The organism is Pleionea sp. CnH1-48 (assembly GCF_024124665.1).
Classification (GTDB): domain Bacteria; phylum Pseudomonadota; class Gammaproteobacteria; order Enterobacterales; family Kangiellaceae; genus JAMXSB01.
This window is the reverse complement of sequence record NZ_JAMXSB010000003.1, coordinates 176,006-193,744: the sequence shown is the minus strand read 5'-3', so window position 1 is coordinate 193,744 and position 17,739 is coordinate 176,006. Positions and strand designations below refer to the sequence as shown.

At 41.9% G+C, this 17,739-nt stretch carries 16 protein-coding genes; 13 read left to right on the top strand and 3 right to left on the bottom strand.

Annotated features, from left to right (window positions below; translation table 11 throughout):
- Nucleotides 1-21 precede the first annotated feature (21 nt).
- Genes gph through NH399_RS06015 form a run of 3 tightly spaced genes read right to left on the bottom strand, consistent with a single transcriptional unit; the run spans nucleotide 22 to nucleotide 2,784 of the window.
- On the bottom strand, nucleotides 22-693 hold the full coding sequence (gene gph / locus NH399_RS06025) for a phosphoglycolate phosphatase (protein ID WP_253037799.1): 672 nt from the start codon (nucleotides 691-693) through the stop codon (nucleotides 22-24).
- Between the two features lie 40 nt (nucleotides 694-733).
- On the bottom strand, nucleotides 734-1,444 hold the full coding sequence (gene ubiG, locus NH399_RS06020) for a bifunctional 2-polyprenyl-6-hydroxyphenol methylase/3-demethylubiquinol 3-O-methyltransferase UbiG (protein ID WP_253037798.1): 711 nt from the start codon (nucleotides 1,442-1,444) through the stop codon (nucleotides 734-736).
- Between the two features lie 17 nt (nucleotides 1,445-1,461).
- A complete protein-coding gene (locus NH399_RS06015) occupies nucleotides 1,462-2,784 on the bottom strand; it encodes a TRZ/ATZ family hydrolase (RefSeq protein WP_253037797.1) in 1,323 nt (440 codons plus the stop codon).
- Nucleotides 2,785-3,072: 288 nt separating this feature from the next.
- On the opposite strand from NH399_RS06015, the gene gyrA reads away from it, so the two are divergent.
- The 13 genes from gyrA to NH399_RS05950 all read left to right on the top strand — a co-directional run bounded on the left by gyrA (nucleotide 3,073) and on the right by NH399_RS05950 (nucleotide 17,697).
- Nucleotides 3,073-5,706, top strand: coding sequence for a DNA gyrase subunit A (gyrA, locus tag NH399_RS06010; protein ID WP_253037796.1), 2,634 nt, complete (start codon nucleotides 3,073-3,075; stop codon nucleotides 5,704-5,706).
- The gene (gene serC / locus NH399_RS06005) at nucleotides 5,706-6,794 is read left to right on the top strand and encodes a 3-phosphoserine/phosphohydroxythreonine transaminase (protein WP_253037795.1); all 1,089 of its coding nucleotides are present in this window, start codon (nucleotides 5,706-5,708) and stop codon (nucleotides 6,792-6,794) included. Before gyrA ends, serC begins: the two co-directional genes overlap by 1 nt.
- 871 nt (nucleotides 6,795-7,665) lie before the next feature.
- Entirely contained in the window at nucleotides 7,666-8,601 is a 936-nt protein-coding gene (locus NH399_RS06000; protein WP_253037794.1) for an OmpA family protein, read from the top strand.
- A 35-nt stretch (nucleotides 8,602-8,636) separates the two neighbouring features.
- Nucleotides 8,637-8,918 (top strand): pilus assembly protein, encoded by a 282-nt coding sequence (locus tag NH399_RS05995; protein ID WP_253037793.1) that lies wholly within the window; start codon nucleotides 8,637-8,639, stop codon nucleotides 8,916-8,918.
- Between the two features lie 59 nt (nucleotides 8,919-8,977).
- On the top strand, nucleotides 8,978-9,409 hold the full coding sequence (locus tag NH399_RS05990; RefSeq protein WP_253037792.1) for a hypothetical protein: 432 nt from the start codon (nucleotides 8,978-8,980) through the stop codon (nucleotides 9,407-9,409).
- 2 nt (nucleotides 9,410-9,411) lie between these two features.
- On the top strand, nucleotides 9,412-10,995 hold the full coding sequence (locus tag NH399_RS05985) for a Tad domain-containing protein (RefSeq protein WP_253037791.1): 1,584 nt from the start codon (nucleotides 9,412-9,414) through the stop codon (nucleotides 10,993-10,995).
- A complete protein-coding gene (locus NH399_RS05980; RefSeq protein WP_253037790.1) occupies nucleotides 10,995-11,876 on the top strand; it encodes a hypothetical protein in 882 nt (293 codons plus the stop codon). Before NH399_RS05985 ends, NH399_RS05980 begins: the two co-directional genes overlap by 1 nt.
- Nucleotides 11,877-11,889: 13 nt before the next feature.
- Nucleotides 11,890-12,573 (top strand): hypothetical protein, encoded by a 684-nt coding sequence (locus NH399_RS05975; RefSeq protein ID WP_253037789.1) that lies wholly within the window; start codon nucleotides 11,890-11,892, stop codon nucleotides 12,571-12,573.
- 2 nt (nucleotides 12,574-12,575) lie between these two features.
- Nucleotides 12,576-12,812: a hypothetical protein gene (locus NH399_RS05970; RefSeq protein WP_253037788.1), complete on the top strand. Its 237-nt coding sequence runs from the start codon at nucleotides 12,576-12,578 to the stop codon at nucleotides 12,810-12,812.
- Between the two features lie 39 nt (nucleotides 12,813-12,851).
- Nucleotides 12,852-13,823: a Flp pilus assembly protein CpaB gene (cpaB, locus tag NH399_RS05965; protein WP_253037787.1), complete on the top strand. Its 972-nt coding sequence runs from the start codon at nucleotides 12,852-12,854 to the stop codon at nucleotides 13,821-13,823.
- Nucleotides 13,824-13,840: 17 nt separating this feature from the next.
- Nucleotides 13,841-15,142 (top strand): type II and III secretion system protein family protein, encoded by a 1,302-nt coding sequence (locus NH399_RS05960; RefSeq protein WP_253037786.1) that lies wholly within the window; start codon nucleotides 13,841-13,843, stop codon nucleotides 15,140-15,142.
- A 12-nt stretch (nucleotides 15,143-15,154) separates the two neighbouring features.
- On the top strand, nucleotides 15,155-16,849 hold the full coding sequence (locus tag NH399_RS05955) for an ATPase, T2SS/T4P/T4SS family (RefSeq protein WP_253037785.1): 1,695 nt from the start codon (nucleotides 15,155-15,157) through the stop codon (nucleotides 16,847-16,849).
- Nucleotides 16,846-17,697: a type II secretion system F family protein gene (locus tag NH399_RS05950; RefSeq protein ID WP_253037784.1), complete on the top strand. Its 852-nt coding sequence runs from the start codon at nucleotides 16,846-16,848 to the stop codon at nucleotides 17,695-17,697. The genes NH399_RS05955 and NH399_RS05950 overlap by 4 nt, the downstream gene beginning before the upstream one ends.
- Nucleotides 17,698-17,739 lie beyond the last annotated feature (42 nt).

Here is a 17,739-nt window from a genome sequence, read left to right as displayed (position 1 = left end):
CGTAATGCAGCCTTTTTTGTTTTAGTCAGTGTGACTCAGTTGAGTCAGCGCTTCCTGTAATTGCTCAGAGTTTTCAACCCAACTATCTGCTGGCCAACTTTGTGGGTCTTCTTGTGGTGGAATATAACCCCATAAAGCCGCAACGGCTTTCATTCCTGCAGCTTTCGCGGCCATCATGTCGCGTTCATCGTCGCCAACATACACGCAGTTTAAGGCATCAACATTTAATGTTTTTGCTGCTTCAAGCAATGGCAATGGATGCGGTTTTTTTTCGCCAAAAGTATCGCCGCTATAAACCACCGCAGCGCGTTCATCAAGCTCAAGCGCTTTGATTAATGGTTGAGTCAGAAAGTCTGGTTTGTTGGTAATAATTCCCCAGGGAATTCCGGCTGATTCTAAATCAGTAATCAGTTTTTCGATACCGTCAAACAAAACCGTATGACGACATACTGCGCGTTGATAAATGGCTAAGAAGCGCTGCTTCAAAGGTTCAAACTCTTTGTCTGCAGGGGTTACTTGAAATCCTATACCAAGCATTCCTGGAGTGCCCTTTGATACATAAGGACGGATATCTTCGAACGTCATGGGGGGGCGACCTTGCGCCACCAACAATTCGTTTAATGCAAATGCCAGATCGCGAGCGGTATCTGCGAAGGTTCCATCTAAATCAAATAAAACAGCAGCGTAATTCATAAAACACTCTTTGATAAATAAAAATGAACGTTGACTTTTATTAAGCTGTTTCGCGATAGTGACAGATATAATTTACATCGACATTACTATCGGATAACCAATAATTTTTTGTCAAAGGATTAAAGTGCATCCCTGTCATGGTTCTTAGCTCTAAATGGCAAGCACGGGCCCAGCGATCCAGCTCAGAAGGCTTAATAAATTTTGCGAACTCGTGAGTGCCTTTCGGTAGCATATTGAGTATGTACTCTGCACCGACGATGGCGAATAAAAATGACTTGGGATTTCTATTCAGAGTAGAAAAGAACACATCGCCACCAGGCTTAACCAACTGTTGGCAGGCATTGATCACCGAGCCAGGATCCGGTACATGCTCTAACATTTCTAAGCAGGTAACGATGTCAAAAGATTGGCCTTCGGTTGCTGCCAGTTCTTCCGCTGTAATCTGTTGATAATGGACAGATTGCCCTGATTCTAATTGATGTAAACGTGCAACAGAAAGAGGTGCTTCACCCATATCAATACCAGTCACTTCTGCACCCATTTTTGATAGTGCATCGGCAAGTATTCCACCGCCACAACCGACATCTAGAATTTTTTTGCCTCCTACACCACCTGAATGTTGATTGATAAAATCAACACGCAAAGGATTGATATCATGCAAAGGTTTAAATTCGCTGTTTTTATCCCACCAGCGTTCGGCTAAATCTTCAAACTTTTTGATTTCACTGAAATCGACATTTTGTGTTGTCATAATGAATTAACTTTTGGTTATTGCGTTTGCGTAATGGTCTTTTGCCAATGCTTTACTTTATCAAGCAGTTGCTCTTCATCAATAGAAGTTAATTGACGATTATCTAACTGCAGTTTGCCATTAACCCAAACATGAGTGACTTGTTCTCGTGTGGCTGAGTACACAATTTGAGAAACCGGATCAAAGAGTGGTTGAGTTTCGATGCGATCCAGATCGATGGCGCATAGATCAGCGCATTTGCCAACTTCGATACTGCCACAGTCTTCATCGATACCTAGAGCTTTAGCGCCATTCAATGTGGCGGCTTTTAGTGCTGTAAACGCAGGCATGGCACTGGCATCCATAGCCCCCACTTTGGCGAGTAGTGCGGCTGATTGTAGTTCGCCTAGCATGTCGAGATCGTTATTACTTGCTGAGCCATCGGTGCCGATGGCAAGGTTAACATCGGCCTCAAGTAACTTGGCTGTTGGGCAAATACCGCTGGCCAGTTTCATATTCGATTGTGGACAGTGAATAACATGGACACCGTTGTCACTGACCAAGCGGATATCATCATCATTAAGCTGAGTCATGTGAACCGTCTGTAACGATGGTGAAAGCAGACCCAGATCATTCAGTCGCTGGATGGGGCGTTGGCCTTTTTCTTTGACCGCTTGCTCTACTTCAAAAGCAGTTTCATGCAAGTGGATGTGGATACCCAGATCCAGTTCTTGCGAGTAGGTTGCGATTTTCTTTAACGGCGCATCAGAAACAGTATAAGGTGCGTGAGGCGCAAAGCTGAAGCGGATGCCATCCTGATGTTTAAAGTTATCGAAAGCAGCAAGGCCTTTATGAATGTATTCATCAGCATTATTAGCCCAGGCGGTGGGGAAGTCGATGACGACCATGCCAATATTGGCACGAATGCCTGTATCGGTGGCAACACGTGCCGCGATTTGCGGATAAAAATACATGTCGTTAAAACAGGTAGTGCCACTGCGTAGCATTTCGGCAATAGCGAGTCGCGTACCATCTTCAACGAATTCCTCACTGACGTGTTTGGCTTCTGCTGGCCATATATGTTGCTCTAACCAGGTCATTAAGGGCAGATCATCCGCAAATCCACGTAGTAAATTCATTGCAGAATGGGTATGAGCGTTGATTAAGCCTGGAATTAAGGCATGGCCTTTTAGGCGTCGCAAGTGAGTGGCATCAAAACGGTTAGTGAGTTCATCATGATGCTCGACAGCGATGATTCTTCCTTTGTCGATGGCGACGCCGTAGTTGTGCAGTACGGTGTCTTCTGGTTGGACGGGGATCACCCAGTCGGCCAGAATTAATGTATCAATAGATTGAGACACAGTAATCGCTCTTTATATTGTTTGATGTTATGAGGCGAGTATATCACTGAATTTGGTCAATTAAGAATGGCTTGTGAGCGTCTGATTTTGCTTATTGATACTATTAAATGTAGGTGAATGGCTTTGGATTGAACAAAAACTCAACAGATTTAGTTTGCTTGATTAATTCACCGACAAATAAAGCAAAGGAAGCTCGCTGTACTCCCTGCTTTATGGTACAATCGAGGGCTTATGTGAGGGATATTGAAAATATCGTAACTATCAGAAATATAAGGTTTTTTTGATTTTATGGGTGAGTTCGCGAAAGAAATTCTTCCGATTAATATCGAAGATGAATTAAAAAATTCCTACCTTGATTACGCTATGAGCGTTATTGTCGGGCGTGCGCTACCCGATGTCAGAGACGGCCTTAAGCCTGTTCACCGTCGTGTACTTTACGCGATGAATGAATTGGGCAATGATTTTAATAAACCCTACAAAAAATCAGCTCGTGTTGTCGGTGACGTGATCGGTAAATATCACCCTCACGGTGATTCTGCTGTATACGACACGATCGTTCGTATGGCACAGCCGTTTTCGCTTCGTTATATGTTGGTCGATGGTCAGGGGAACTTTGGTTCTGTTGATGGCGACTCTCCTGCTGCAATGCGATATACCGAAGTCCGTATGTCAAAAATGGCTCATGAGTTATTGGCCGATCTTGATAAAGAAACGGTTGATTTTGAGCCCAACTACGACGGAAGCGAAAAAGAACCTACTGTTTTACCAACTAAGATTCCTAATTTATTAGTGAACGGTTCGTCTGGGATTGCGGTAGGGATGGCAACCAATATTCCTCCTCATAATCTGGGTGAAGTGGTCGATGGATGTTTAGCCTTGATCGAAGAGCCCGAGATTGATCTCCAAGGCCTGATGGAACATATTCCAGGCCCAGATTTTCCAACTGAAGGTATCATCAATGGCCGCGCGGGTATTTTAGAAGCCTACCGTACAGGTCGAGGCCGTATTTATATTCGAGCCAGAACCCACGTTGAAGAAGACGAAAAGAACGGTAAGCCCAGTATTGTAGTGACTGAGCTGCCTTATCAGGTTAATAAGGCTCGTTTGATCGAAAAGATCGCTGAGCTAGTTAAAGATAAAAAAATTGAAGGCATTACTGGTCTGCGCGATGAGTCTGACAAAGACGGTATGCGCATGGTGATTGAGTTACGTCGTGGCGAAGTGCCTGATGTCGTACTGAATAATTTATATTCTCAAACACAGATGCAATCGGTTTTCGGGATCAACATGGTGGCGTTAGAAAATGGCCAGCCGCGTTTGTTTAACCTGAAAGAAATGCTCGATGCCTTTATTCGACATCGTCGCGAAGTCGTTACACGTCGTACGATTTATGAACTACGTAAAGCGCGCGAAAAAGCCCACGTATTAGAAGGTCTGGCAATTGCTCTGGCCAACATTGATGAAGTGATTGAACTCATCAAAAAGTCCCCATCACCAGCAGAAGCAAAAGAAGCTTTATTGAGTCGTGCATGGGCGCCTGGTCAGGTTTCTGACATGCTCGAACGTGCGGGGACTGACGCATGTCGCCCTGATGATCTCGAAGACATTTATGGATTTAATGACGGCCAGTACCATCTTTCTCCTGCACAGGCTCAAGCGATTCTTGAATTACGCTTGCACAAGCTGACAGGACTCGAGCATGAAAAACTGATTGGTGAATACCAAGAATTGTTGGCTGTTATTGCTGAGTTATTAAAAATTCTAGGCAGCAACGAACGCTTGATGGAAGTGATTCAAGAAGAATTACACCAGGTTCGTGAAGCTTATAATGACCCTCGACGCACCGAAATTACTAACAGTACCGCTGATTTGTCAGTAGAAGATTTGATTACCGAAGAAGATGTGGTGGTTACTTTGTCACATGAGGGTTATGTGAAGTATCAACCGTTGTCTGCGTACGAAGCTCAGCGTCGTGGTGGTAAAGGTAAATCTGCTACCAAGATGAAAGATGAAGACTTCATCGAAAAACTTCTGGTTTGTAGTACTCACGACACCATTCTGTGTTTCTCCAGTAAAGGTAAAGTTTATTGGCTACGTACCTTTGAGTTACCACAAGCAAGTCGTGGAGCGCGTGGTAAGCCTATCGTCAATGTCTTGCCATTAGAAGCCGACGAACGCATTTCTAGTATCTTACCTATTCGAGAGTACGATGCCGAAAAGTTTGTCTTTATGGCGACGGCTTCGGGCACGGTTAAGAAAACCTCTCTTGAGCAATTCTCTCGTCCACGTAAGGGCGGCATTATCGCAGTTGATCTGAATGAAGGCGACGAACTCATCGGCACCGTCATCACTAATGGTGATGATCACTTGATGCTGTTCAGTGATGCCGGAAAAGTCATTCGCTTTAGTGAGCAAGATGTAAGAGCCATGGGGCGTACAGCTCGTGGTGTTCGTGGTATGAAATTGTTTGATGAACAGCGTGTTATGGCTCTAGTAGTGGCTTCAGAAGAAGGTCAGGTTATGACCGTTACCGAGGCTGGATATGGTAAGCGAACTGAGATGTCTGAGCATCCTGTTCGTGGACGTGGCGGCCAAGGGGTTATCTCTATCGTTGTTAACGAGCGAAACGGTAATGTAATAGGTGCTGTTCCTTGTTTTGATGGCGATGAGTTAATGCTGATCACAACCAGCGGAACTTTGGTTCGAACTCGTGTCGATGAAGTTCGTATTATGGGGCGTAACACTCAGGGGGTTCGCCTTATTCGTTTAGATGATGATGACGCACTGTGCAGTGTTGAGCGTATCGAAGAATTGGATAGTGAAGAAGACGGCGAGCTTGATGGCACCGAGTCTGATGTATCCAATGAAGCTGCGGCCGATGAAGCCACTGATAGTCAAGATGAGAGTGGAGCTGATAGCTAATGCAGCATCAGCCCCCCTTTAATTTTAGTGCGGGGCCTGCTTTATTACCCAAAGAGGTGATGGATCAGGCTCAGGCTGAGTTTCAGGATTGGCAGGGCACTGGCCTTTCTGTGATGGACTTTAGTCACCGTGGAAAAGACTTTGTCAGCATTGCAGAAAAGTCTGAAGCGGATTTACGTCAGTTACTTGAGATCCCTGAGCACTATAAAGTCCTTTTCACCACAGGCGGCGCTACCTTTCAGTTTGCCACCATTCCGATGAACTTATTACAAAGCCAGGCCGTGTATGTTAATACCGGGATCTGGAGTTCTAAGTCAGTCAAAGAAGCTCGCAAATACGGTACCGTCCACGAAATCAATGCTCTAGATAAGCAAGATGAGTTAACGGCTGTCGTACCTCATGCGCAGTGGGAAATACCTGATTCTTATGACTATCTACACTATACGCCTAATGAGACTATTTCTGGCGTAGAGTACGACGAGCTTCCCGAAAGTGCGAAAGGGAAACTGGTTGCTGATATGTCCTCAAACATACTTTCGCGGCCTATTAATATCGAAGACCATGCTTTGATTTATGCGGGTGCTCAAAAAAACATTGGCCCAGCAGGCATTACTCTGGTGATTGTTCGCGAAGATATTTTGCAGCGAGAGTTAGCTTCTTATGTACCTAGCATGATGCAGTACAAAGTGCTTGCTGATAATCAAAGTATGTACAACACACCGCCTACCTATGCTTGGTATTTGTCTGGTCTCGTGTTCGATTGGCTCCTCAAACAGGGTGGCGTTGCCGAAATGGAACGGAGAGCCCATCAGCGCAGTGAGCATCTTTATCAATTTATTGATCAGCATGCTTTTTATCATAATCCTGTACACCCTTCTTTTCGCTCAAGAATGAATATTCCTTTTATTCTGGCAAATGAGTCATTGAATGACACTTTCTTAAAAGAAGCGGAGCAAGCTGGTCTTGTCTATTTAAAAGGACATCGTAGTGTGGGTGGTATGCGTGCGAGTCTTTATAACGCTATGCCGATCGAAGGCGTTTATGCGCTTACGAGTTTTATGGAGCGCTTTGCCAAAGACTATGCTTAAAGTTAGAGAATAGCTTTACGTTGATTAAAGCTATTCTCTATCATCTTTACAGTTCCCAGTTCCCAGTTCCCAGTTCCCAGTTCCCAGTTCCCAGTTCCCAGTTCCCAGTTCCCAGTTCTTTATAATAAGTGTGCTTATATTTAAGATCTTGGCGATCTCAAATCGCAAAAGTTATATCCTTTTGAGTGCCTTTATTCCTTTTATTTGATTTTGAAAAAAGTATGTTCACATAAACTTCGTATAAAGAGATTAATACATCTCAATGTTTAATTTTTCTCGTTAAATTTCTCATTGAATATTCAAGTACTTTATCGTTTTGCGAAATATGTCTCATAAAAGCATTACAAATATCCGTAGTATTTTTTGCAAAAATACATAGCGGCTTAATCTTTTTGTCATAAATATTACGAATTGAGTAGGTTTGTGCCTATTTATTCTATTCATTTAGAAATACAATAGGCCGCTGAAATATCTGCATGAAAAAATTAAAAAAATAGCTATTGAGTATTTTACTTTTTTAAAAAGTTATCTATACGTTTAGTAGTAGAAATATGAAGTGAGAAACTTTTCTCATTTTGTTGTTACAAAGTAACAGACTCCATTTCTTTCAAATTGTCATATCTCCCTTCCAAATTCTTTATCCGTCTCTTTAATTAACAAAAAGAGTCATTAAGTCACATATATGCCCTTTAGTAATATCTCTCAAATGTAGATATTTTTTTTAATTGTGAGAGCTCTCACATATTTTGGGATCATTTAAAATTAGAATTGAGATTGGTCTTTGGGATTGTATACTGCTGTTTAAGGAATGCTGTTTTATTCTCAAGATTAATGTGGGTATTTCATCTCTGTTAGAAGGAATGAGTTTGAGATGTTAATAAGAATGAAAAAAGTAGGGTTATGTTTACTGGGGTTAATCGTTGCATCAAGTGTTGATGTGAGTGCAAAGGAAGTTAAAGATCATCCGCTGATTAGTCGTTTCAAAAACTCTACTGTAAAAGATCATAAAGAATATTCGCATTATAAAATAAAATTTCCCGTTGCGGCTGTTAAAGCAGACGGAACAAGTGAATGGTTATCAAAAGAAGGGAAAGCGAGCTTTTATCGCTATACGGTACCCGAAAAAGTAAGTGTTCATGAACTAGCAAAAAGTTATGAAGTGGCTTTTGATAAAGCTAACTTGGAGATTGTTTTTCAATGTTCTGGTTCTGATTGTGGCCAGGGCATGGCAAAGTATATTGAGCTTAACCCCGATTTTAATGGAAAGATTTCTTATTCTTATGACGGGACATCACCTATTTATTTGGTTAAGCATCAAAATAGTGACACATCGACTTATATTTTTGTGTCTCTATACGAAGGCTATTATAACGCGTCGGCTCATCATATTATTTTGACTGAGGAGGCAATGCGACAAGATTCTATAGCGATCAACGCGGACTTTATTCAAGAAAAAATATTGTCCGAAGGAAAAATAGTTTTAGATGGAATATTTTTTGATTCTAATAGTAAAACCATCAAATCCGAGTCAAAAAAATCCCTCAATGAAATTGCAAAGTTTCTCAAGCAAAATAAATCGATGAACTTCTATGTCGTTGGGCATACTGACGGTGATGGAAGCGAACGTTTTAATTTGGATCTGTCACAGGCGCGAGCAACATCAGTAGTGAATGCGCTGACTGAAGGATACAAAATTAGAAAAGAGCAATTGAAAGCTCGAGGAGTAGGTGACTGGGTTCCTGTTGCAACTAATAAAAGTGAAAAGGGACGCGCAAAAAACCGTCGAGTTGAGCTAGTAAAAATTTAACTTTAATCAATCATCATGAAACTAAGGAGACTATCATGAGAACTTTGAAGCTAAAAAAACGCAGTCTGGGCCAAGGTATGACTGAATACATCATCATCGTAGCATTGATCGCAATTGCTGCTATTGGGGTATTCACATTATTTGGTGATGTTGTTAAAAATCAAGTAGGTGCAATGGCTGCTGAACTTGGTGGTAACGAAAGTGCTAATGGTAACAATCGTGCTGCTCAAGCTGGTCGCTCTGCAATGACATTGGCCGAAGAAGAAGTTAACTTAAGCAACTACAGCAAAACTGCTACCAAGGGTGGTAAGCGTTAATCGCTTTGCTAATGTAAGCGCGTAGTTCGCTACGCGCTTGTTTATATTGAGGGAGTATCATGAAATTATCTTTGCCTTTTATTTTTCTTTTATTAACGTCTTGTGCTCAAGCGTCAGATAAAAAAATATCACCGGAAAATAATCCGCATGGATTTGGTACGCCTGAATGGGAAAAGCATGAAACCTGTTTGCACACTGCTGATCTAACCAAGATTAATGCTGAAAGTGTTGCAACACTCAAAGAATTTAATCAAGAGCAAAAAAGACGTTCGATTCTAAAAACTATGGGAAGAGAGCCTCTTAACGAAAATACGGTTAATGATCTGCTTGATCGTAACCGGATTAAAATGGCTCTTGAGCATGAAAAAGCCCCACAGGAAGCTTTTAATAAGATGTGGGAATACTGTATGGGCTTTTCGGTTAAAGAACATTACTACAAAGATGATCGACTAGAGGATGTTAAAGCGCTAGAAGACATAGATGGGATGTGACTATGAAAAAGCAACATGGCTACACCAGTGTTTTTATCATTCTATTATTTGCAGCTGTCGCACTTGGATTGTTTTCTCTTTATGACGTAGGGCAAGTGACCTCCGAGAAACAGAAAATTCAGAATACAGCAGATGCTGTGGCTTATAGTACTGTCAATATCGTTACTCGAGACATGAACTTCATTGCTTATACCAATCGAGCAATGGTGACCAATCAAGTTGCCATCGGACATCTTGTGGCACTCAGTTCATGGAGCCACATGGCAGACATTACTGCAGATAACTATGACAAATTAGCCAGTTATATTCAGAGAATTCCTTATATTGGAACCATCATTGGCTCTATTTTAAGAGCAATGACTGCTGTTATGAAGTACATAACAGACATATTAATGATGATTACTGACAACATGGCAAAAATTGGTATTCCAATTCAAGATAGAATTATTGGCGTACTTTCCTGGCTTCAAACTATTTATCACAACGTTGCAGTTGGTAAAGCTTTTCAAGTTTACAAAGATGTTGCAAAAAGAAATGACCCTAAAATAGAAGAAGGTCTTGCATTTAACGGATTTGCCGTCGCAACGGTTGTTGAAGCTTTTAAAGATGAGTTTGAGAGCTACACACCGAGCCAAACTGCGCGCTACAACCGTCAGGGGCGTAAAGCTCAAAAACGATTTACTGAATTTGCCAATATGGTCAAAGATTCTCGAGACAGATTTTTGCCTGTTCGAGAGTATCGATACTGGAACGCGAGCCTTTTCTTCGTGCGCTTTCACTTTAATAAGGCGGGCGGAACGGATTTCTATATGAAGCGCATGCGTAATCGTCAATGGCAATGGCAGTGGACATCCATGGATACGCACAGTTTCTGGTTTGGTGTTCGTAAATGGAGCTGGCGTCGTGGTTGGTATTGGCGTGACCGTGAAGTTGTTCCTTTAGGCTGGGGAGCTGGACATGCTCTTAACCGCAACTTCAATACTCGTCGTGGCACATTTAACTATTACTGGGAAAGAAGAGCTGATTCTCGACAAAATCAATGGCACCACAACGGAAATTATGCCCGTCGTCATCAATCTTCAGATGCTTGGGGACAGGCATGGCGTAACCGCAGAGCTGCGTGGGGAATTTATCGACCAGCATGGTTCTCTGGCAATAATCGACGCGACATCGAGAATAATCTAGCGACCACTCAAGGTTTGAGAACCTTCCGTGATTTTAAAGATGATACTCGAAAAGACGTTGGCCCTGACTTAGTTGTTTTGATGACGAAAAAGCGCGAAAACATTAGAACAATGGAAACCATTGAAGAGACTGACGCTAATGTGACACGTGCGGACCGTTTCAAGATTGAAGAGAAAGGTGGCCTACCCAGAGATCGAATTTATGCTTTGGCAAAAGCAGAGAGTTACTATAGTCGACCGGAAGAGCTTGGTAAGCGCTCTAAGCGATGGTCAGTAAAGTGGGGACGAAGCGATCGCCTACGAGAGTACGGCAATTTGTATAATCCTTTTTGGCAAACTCGATTAGTTGAGCCTTCTAATCGTGAGCGTTGGATAACGCTTGGAACATTGGGGCTACGATAATGAGATTATCTAATAGAGGAGCTGTGCTCACAGAGTTTGTTATTGCCAGTCTGTTTATTTTGGTGCCTTTAGCCATGTTACTGCCGATATTAAGTAAATATATTGAGTCTCGGCAGTACGTTGAACAGGCAGCCCGTTACGCTGCCTGGGAACGAACGGCTTGGTATAAAACTGCGCCTAAGTATGTAAAGAAAGTTAATGGCGCAAGTTTTACCGCGACAAAGACGGATAGCCAACTTCAATTTGAAATTCAGAATCGAGTCTTCTCAGGAAAAGATACAGGCTTTTATAAGAAGCAAAGTACCAATACGGTTAGAGAAGATCTCAACCCCATGTTGCGAGTTGCCGATCATTCTCAACATCGAAAGACAATCGATATTTTTAAAGAGAAGTCAAAGAACAGTGACGACAAAACTTTCTTTATTGGATCAACCAGTAAGGATGAGAAGTCCAAGGGGATTACCAGCCAGTTCGAAAATGGAATGATGAGAACCTTAAGGACTATTGCTCCTGCCTTTGAGTTGAACTTGAAAGGTCAGTTTGATTCTTCCGTTAATGCTGAATACAACGAATTAGCTAAATTTAAGGATTATGGCTTTACCAATCTTAAGATCGGTGCCAATAACGTTTTGTTAGCTGAAGGTTGGACTGCCGGTGGTCCTCAATATGTGAAGAATGCGGTTAAGGACCTTAATCCAGTTGTTAAATTAATGGAGAGAATGCGACTAGAACGAATGATTCGTTTGATTCGTTATTTTCCAGGTAAGTTTGGCGATGAGTTTAAGCACTTCGATATGGGAGAAGTGACCTTAGAGCCTGTACCTTGTAATCGTTTGTCTGATAGTAGAAATCGCAGACCTCGTTACTGCCGTTATCGATAAAAGGGATGTGGCTATGAAACTTTTAAAAACACTTTCTATATTAGTTGCTTTTGTCGTTAGTTGTTCTGATGTGGCTGCAAAAGACCCTATCTTTCCTGTGCCTGATAGCTTTAAGATATCTATGGTATCCGATAGTTTGGATTTTAATGGTTTTGAACTGCAGCCAATGGAGTTTGAAACTGATGACACAGAGGAAGAAATCAACGCATTCTATTTGAAGGAGTGGGGACGTGAAGGAATAAAATATTCTGATATTCCCGGTTGGAAAATAACTTCTCATATAGAAAAAGGAATGCTTTTTACTGTTCAAATACCAAAGAAAGAAGGTAAGCGGTTAAAAGGCAGTGTGATTCGTGGATACTTAGGGATTTCGAACCTGCCTTCTATCAAAAAGTTATCTCGCAAACTAGGCAAAGGTTTCCCTATGCTACCGGGAACGAAAGTATTTAATGATATTTTGCAGAATGACCTAGGCAAAGAAGCTCGAACACTTTGGATGGTAAATGAAAAAGGTGTATCAAGAAATTTGGAGCATATCTCTAAATATTACAAAAGCAAGGGTTGGACGGTTTTAGAAAAAGCCAAGCCAGAATCTAATGGTTCTGCACTCATGATGAACAAAGGTGGTTCTAGCTTGGATATGTCTGTTCAAAAGATGGGTAAGTATACTCATATTCTAGCTGTCATATCGGAGTGATCATGAAACGCATAAAAGGTTACGGCATTACTGAGTATGTTCTTGGGTTGGTTGTTCTTGTGACAGCTTTTTCTGCTCCCTATGTCAATGGGAGGTCGGTAGTAGAAATTTTAATGGAAGCGATCAAGCAAGAGCACTCTGGCTATGTTCATGCTCATACATTAAATAATCTTCCGGATGGATTTATTCGGAAGAACAAAGCTCAGCAAAATAATCCACAAAATAAAGCTGATAAGTAAATTAAGTTTAGATTAAGAGTAGTTTAGAGGAGTCTAATTGTGGGAGTTGCAAAAGTTGGTCGTTCCTGGGGGTTGTTAGTCGCTGCAATTGTAATTGCGGTGGTAGCGTTTTGGCTAACCAGGACCTATTTGTCATCAAAAGAAGACTCTTTAAGGATGCAGCTTTTAGAGGAACAAGGGGAGTACGTATCAGTAGTTGTTGCTACTCAGCCGTTAGCCCCTGGGGATATTATCAGTTTGGATAATATGGCGATTGCCAAAGTTCCTGCAACGAATGTGTCTGGTTCGGCAGTAACGCCAGAGAATTTCCATGCTTACGAGCAGCAAGTTATTCGTCAGTTTATGACGCCTGGTGAGCCTTTGTTAGGGCATTTCGTAGCCGGACTCGGCATCGATCGTTTCTCTGACTTGTTAGATAAGGGAGAGCGGGCAGTTACTCTTGAAATCGATGATATTAATTCTGTCGCAGGTATGATTTTGCCTGGTGACTTTGTTGATATTATGTTGGTGATTGACGAAATTGATCTCGTCTCAGCAGCGGCAGGGTCACAAGATAACAAAAACCTGAAGCCTTTATTGCAGAATGTTCGTATTCTTTCTGTTGACGCTCTATCTCTTGTTTCAAAGGAACAGGACTTTATTGCTCAAAATACGATGACGAATGATTCTGCTGAATATTCAAGTGTTACTGTTGGTGTCGACTTTGAAGAAGCAACAAAATTAGTATTGGCACGGGATATTGGTGATCTCGTATTCATGCTTAGAAATCAGGAGGATAAAGGATTACTTAAGGCAGATCTTTTAACTAGAGAAGATCTTCTTAATAAATCGGGTGGTACGTCTAATAGCTACAAGTATTATGGCGGTAGCCAAGCTTCAGGCGGAACTATTAATGCACAGTTAAGAACGGTTTCAAAGGCAGCAGGCGCGCAGTCACAAAAATATATAAAAAGCCTGCCTATCTATAAAGCTGATAAAACTAAAGAGTCAAAACAAGTAAGTATTCGGTAATTTTTTGGGGATGATGTATGAGACCGTTGTACCATTTTTTAGTTATTTTCTTGATTTTATTTAGCGTGAGTAGCAGCGCTGCATCTCGTTTGAAGTCTATTAAGCTGCATGTAGGATCAGTAAAAACTTTGGCAGTTGGCGATGTTGTTCGAGTTGCCGTTGGCCGTGATCAAATACTTGGTACCAGTATATTAGATAATGGCGAGCTTTTATTGATTCCAAAAGAAGCTGGTGAAACTGATCTGCATATTTGGAAAAAAGGTGAGAGAAAGCTTTCTTATCGAGTGAGCATTACTGCTGCCAATATGCGACAGCAAGTTCGAACTATTAAAAATGTAATGCGTAGTTTTCGTAATATCGAAGTGAGAGACTATAACGGTATTGTGATTGTTGAGGGTAAAGTTGACCCCAAAAAGTATGATATGTTTCAAGGCACTCTTTCTCAGTTTCCTGGTGTCGTTTCTTTAGTTGAGCCAGAGGATGTTGTCATTAAGGATATGATTCGCCTGAGCGTTCAAGTTCTTGAGGTTAACAAAAATTACGCGAAGAACCTTGGTATTAAATGGGACCGAGCCATCGCGGGGCCGACGGTTAGTTATCTTCAGCACTTCAATCCTAACCGTCGTTATATGACGATAAACGAAGCCTCGGGTTTTGATCCTGATGATGTTGCTGCTGCTATTGGTTTTAACTCTGCATCGGGTTATACCTATACAGGAATTGCAACGAGTATTATGTCGCAAATCAATATTCTTCAAGAAGACGGTGCGGCTCGCACATTAGCAGAGCCATCGCTGAGTACTCGTAGCGGTGAGGCTGCCACTTTCCATTCTGGTGGTGAATACCCGTTAGCAGTACTAAATGAATTTGGACAGCCTGTAGTAGAAATGCAGGATTATGGTGTTCAGTTAGATATAGAACCAATGTCTGACGAAAATGGAAACATCATTTCAAAAATTTCTGCGGAAATGAGCACTATTGACTTCTCGACCATCGTGAACGGTGTTCCTGGACTTTTAAAGCGCAAAACAGAGTCTGTGGTTAACTTAAAAAGTGGCGAAACCATTGCTATTTCTGGTTTGTTGCAATCGTCGGATAGTAAAGCGGTAGAAAAGATGCCGTTTTTAGGTGACATACCTATTCTTGGCGAGCTTTTTAAGTCGAAAAACTTTAGTGAGAACCGAACCGAGCTTATTATTTTGGTAACACCTCATATTGTTAAGCCTGATTCTGCTGTTCCAGAAAAACTTAGGCGTCATATTGAAAGTTTGCGAAAAGTGAAAGAACAATCTGACATTGAAGACGAACTTCTGGATTAGGGTAATTAGAGTATGTTCCAGGTAAATGTAAAAACAAATAAAGGAACCAAAGTCGCTGACTTGATGTGTTCGTCGGAGTTTTGTTTTCTTGGTAAAGACCCTAACTGCTTCGTTACTCTGCACGGTTGGAAAGTTGGAAAAGAGCACGCGAAACTTTATTGGGGTGAATCTGGCGTCCACATTAAAGATCTTGGCACCAAAATCGGAACTAAGGTGAATGGTGAAGCTGTCGAAGATTATGGGCCACTCAAAGATGAAGATGAGATAGAGATCCATGCTTACCGCATTAAGGTAAAAGGTGCCAGAACTATTGAGAAGGTGAGAGAAGAACCAGAAACACCTCCGCCTACACCAAGTTCAATCGACGATAATGCAGCGACAGAAAGCCCTGAGCAAAGTGCTGAGGAATCAGCGCCTAAAAGTAATGAAGCTTTGGTAAGAGAGTGGCGTGGAAAAATTCACGCAGAATTGCTTAAGCAAATGGATCTGCGTCGAGTCAATGTTAACGAAATGTCAGATGATGAGTTACGTGCTCATACCGACAAAATGATAGCCAATATTGTTAGCAACATCGAAGGTATTCCAGAAGAAATTGATCGCGTCAAAATTGCCAGGCAGGTTTTAGATGAAGCGGTGGGATTAGGTCCGCTTGAAGGCTTGATTGCGTTAGAAGATGTCAGTGAGATCATGGTGAATGCTGCTGACGAAATTTTCTATGAGAAAGCCGGTGAGCTTTATAAGTCTGATGTTACCTTTACAGATGATCGTGCGGTTCTTTCTGCTATTGAGCGTATTGTTACACCTCTGGGCCGACGTATTGATGAAAGTTCACCTGCTGTAGATGCTCGCTTAAAAGATGGTTCTCGTGTGAATGCGGTTATTCCACCTATCGCACTAAAAGGGCCTTGCATCACAATTCGTAAATTCATGAAGGATCGTTTAACTGCACAGCACCTTGTTGGCTTTAAATCTTTAAGCAACGAGATGGTGTCTTTTTTAGAAACGGCCGTTAAGAATAAGCAGAATGCAGTTATTTCTGGCGGTACGGGTTCGGGAAAAACAACGTTGCTAAATGTTTTATCGAACTTTATTCCTGATGATGAAAGAATCATTACCGTGGAAGATGCTGCGGAATTAAAACTGTATCAATCGAACTTGATATCACTCGAAGCTCGACCTGCAAATCAGGAAGGTAAAGGCGCGGTACCCATTCGTGAACTGGTTAAAAACTGCTTGCGTATGCGTCCAGACCGAATTGTTGTTGGTGAGTGTCGTGGTGGTGAAGCGCTTGATATGCTGCAAGCGATGAATACGGGCCATGATGGTTCATTGACTACGGCGCACGCTAATAGCCCTCGCGACTGTATATCAAGACTAGAGGTTATGGTTATGATGGCGGGAATGGACTTGCCTGTCATTGCGATTCGAGAACAAATCGCATCAGCGGTTAACATTATTGTTCAACAAACTCGATTTGCCTGCGGTACTCGTAAAGTAACCAGCATTGCTGAAGTGTCTGGTGTAGAAGGTAATCGTGTCCAACTTGGCGAGATCTTTAAGTACCAACAAACTGGTTTTGATGAAAAGGGTAAAGTGAAAGGGCAATTTGTGGCGACTGGGCTAGTGCCTAATTTCTACGAGAATCTTGCTAAACGAGGCATTGACGTAAATATGGAAATTTTTTCCAGCGGTAGGGCACTAGAATGACAGTCATTACTTTAGTTGCCATATTATTTGCGTTTACTGCAGCGATGCTGACTTATGTCGGTTGGCAGATGCTGAGTAAAGCAGCTGTTAGCTATCGCGAAAACTTTACCAGTCAGGCAAAAGTTCGAGCTGCTGATCTCTTTTTGTTTGTTGAGCCAGAGAAGATCTTTATTTTTAATATCATTTTGATCGTGATTTCTTTTCTGTTTGCTTTCTTGATGTTTGAGTCATTAGTTCCTTCGATCATTGCTGCTGTACTTATGGGGTTCTTCCCATCTATTTCGTACAAGGTACTAAAGAAAAAACGACACGAAACCTTCATCAAACAATTGCCAGACATGTTGCAGTCTTCAGCAACGGCTATGAAAGCAGGCTCTAGCTTAAACCAGGCGATTGAGTCTGTCGTGATGGAAGAGACTGGCCCCATTTCTCAGGAATTCGATTTGTTTTTGCGAGAGCTTCGAGTCGGCGTTGACTTTAATGAGGCTTTAAACAATATCTATACACGCATCCCTATGATGGACCTAAAGTTGGTTATTTCGGGTATGCAAATATCACGAGAAATTGGTGGTAATCTTGCTGATACACTCGAACGTCTAGCCGATACGTTGCGACGCAAGATCGAAATGGAAGGCAAGATTGATGCGTTGACTGCTCAAGGGCGAGCTCAAGGTTTTGTTATGACGGCATTGCCAATTTTACTTGGCCTGGTGCTTTATCAAATGGAACCAGAGCAGATGTCGCTTCTGTGGGAAAAATGGTATGGGTGGATCGTAATCGCCATTGTTGTACTGATGGAAGTCATGGGTTACTTCTTTATTAGAAAAATAGTGAATATCGATGTTTGAGAATTTAGCAATAATAATCGCTGTACTTATAGGAATGGCTGT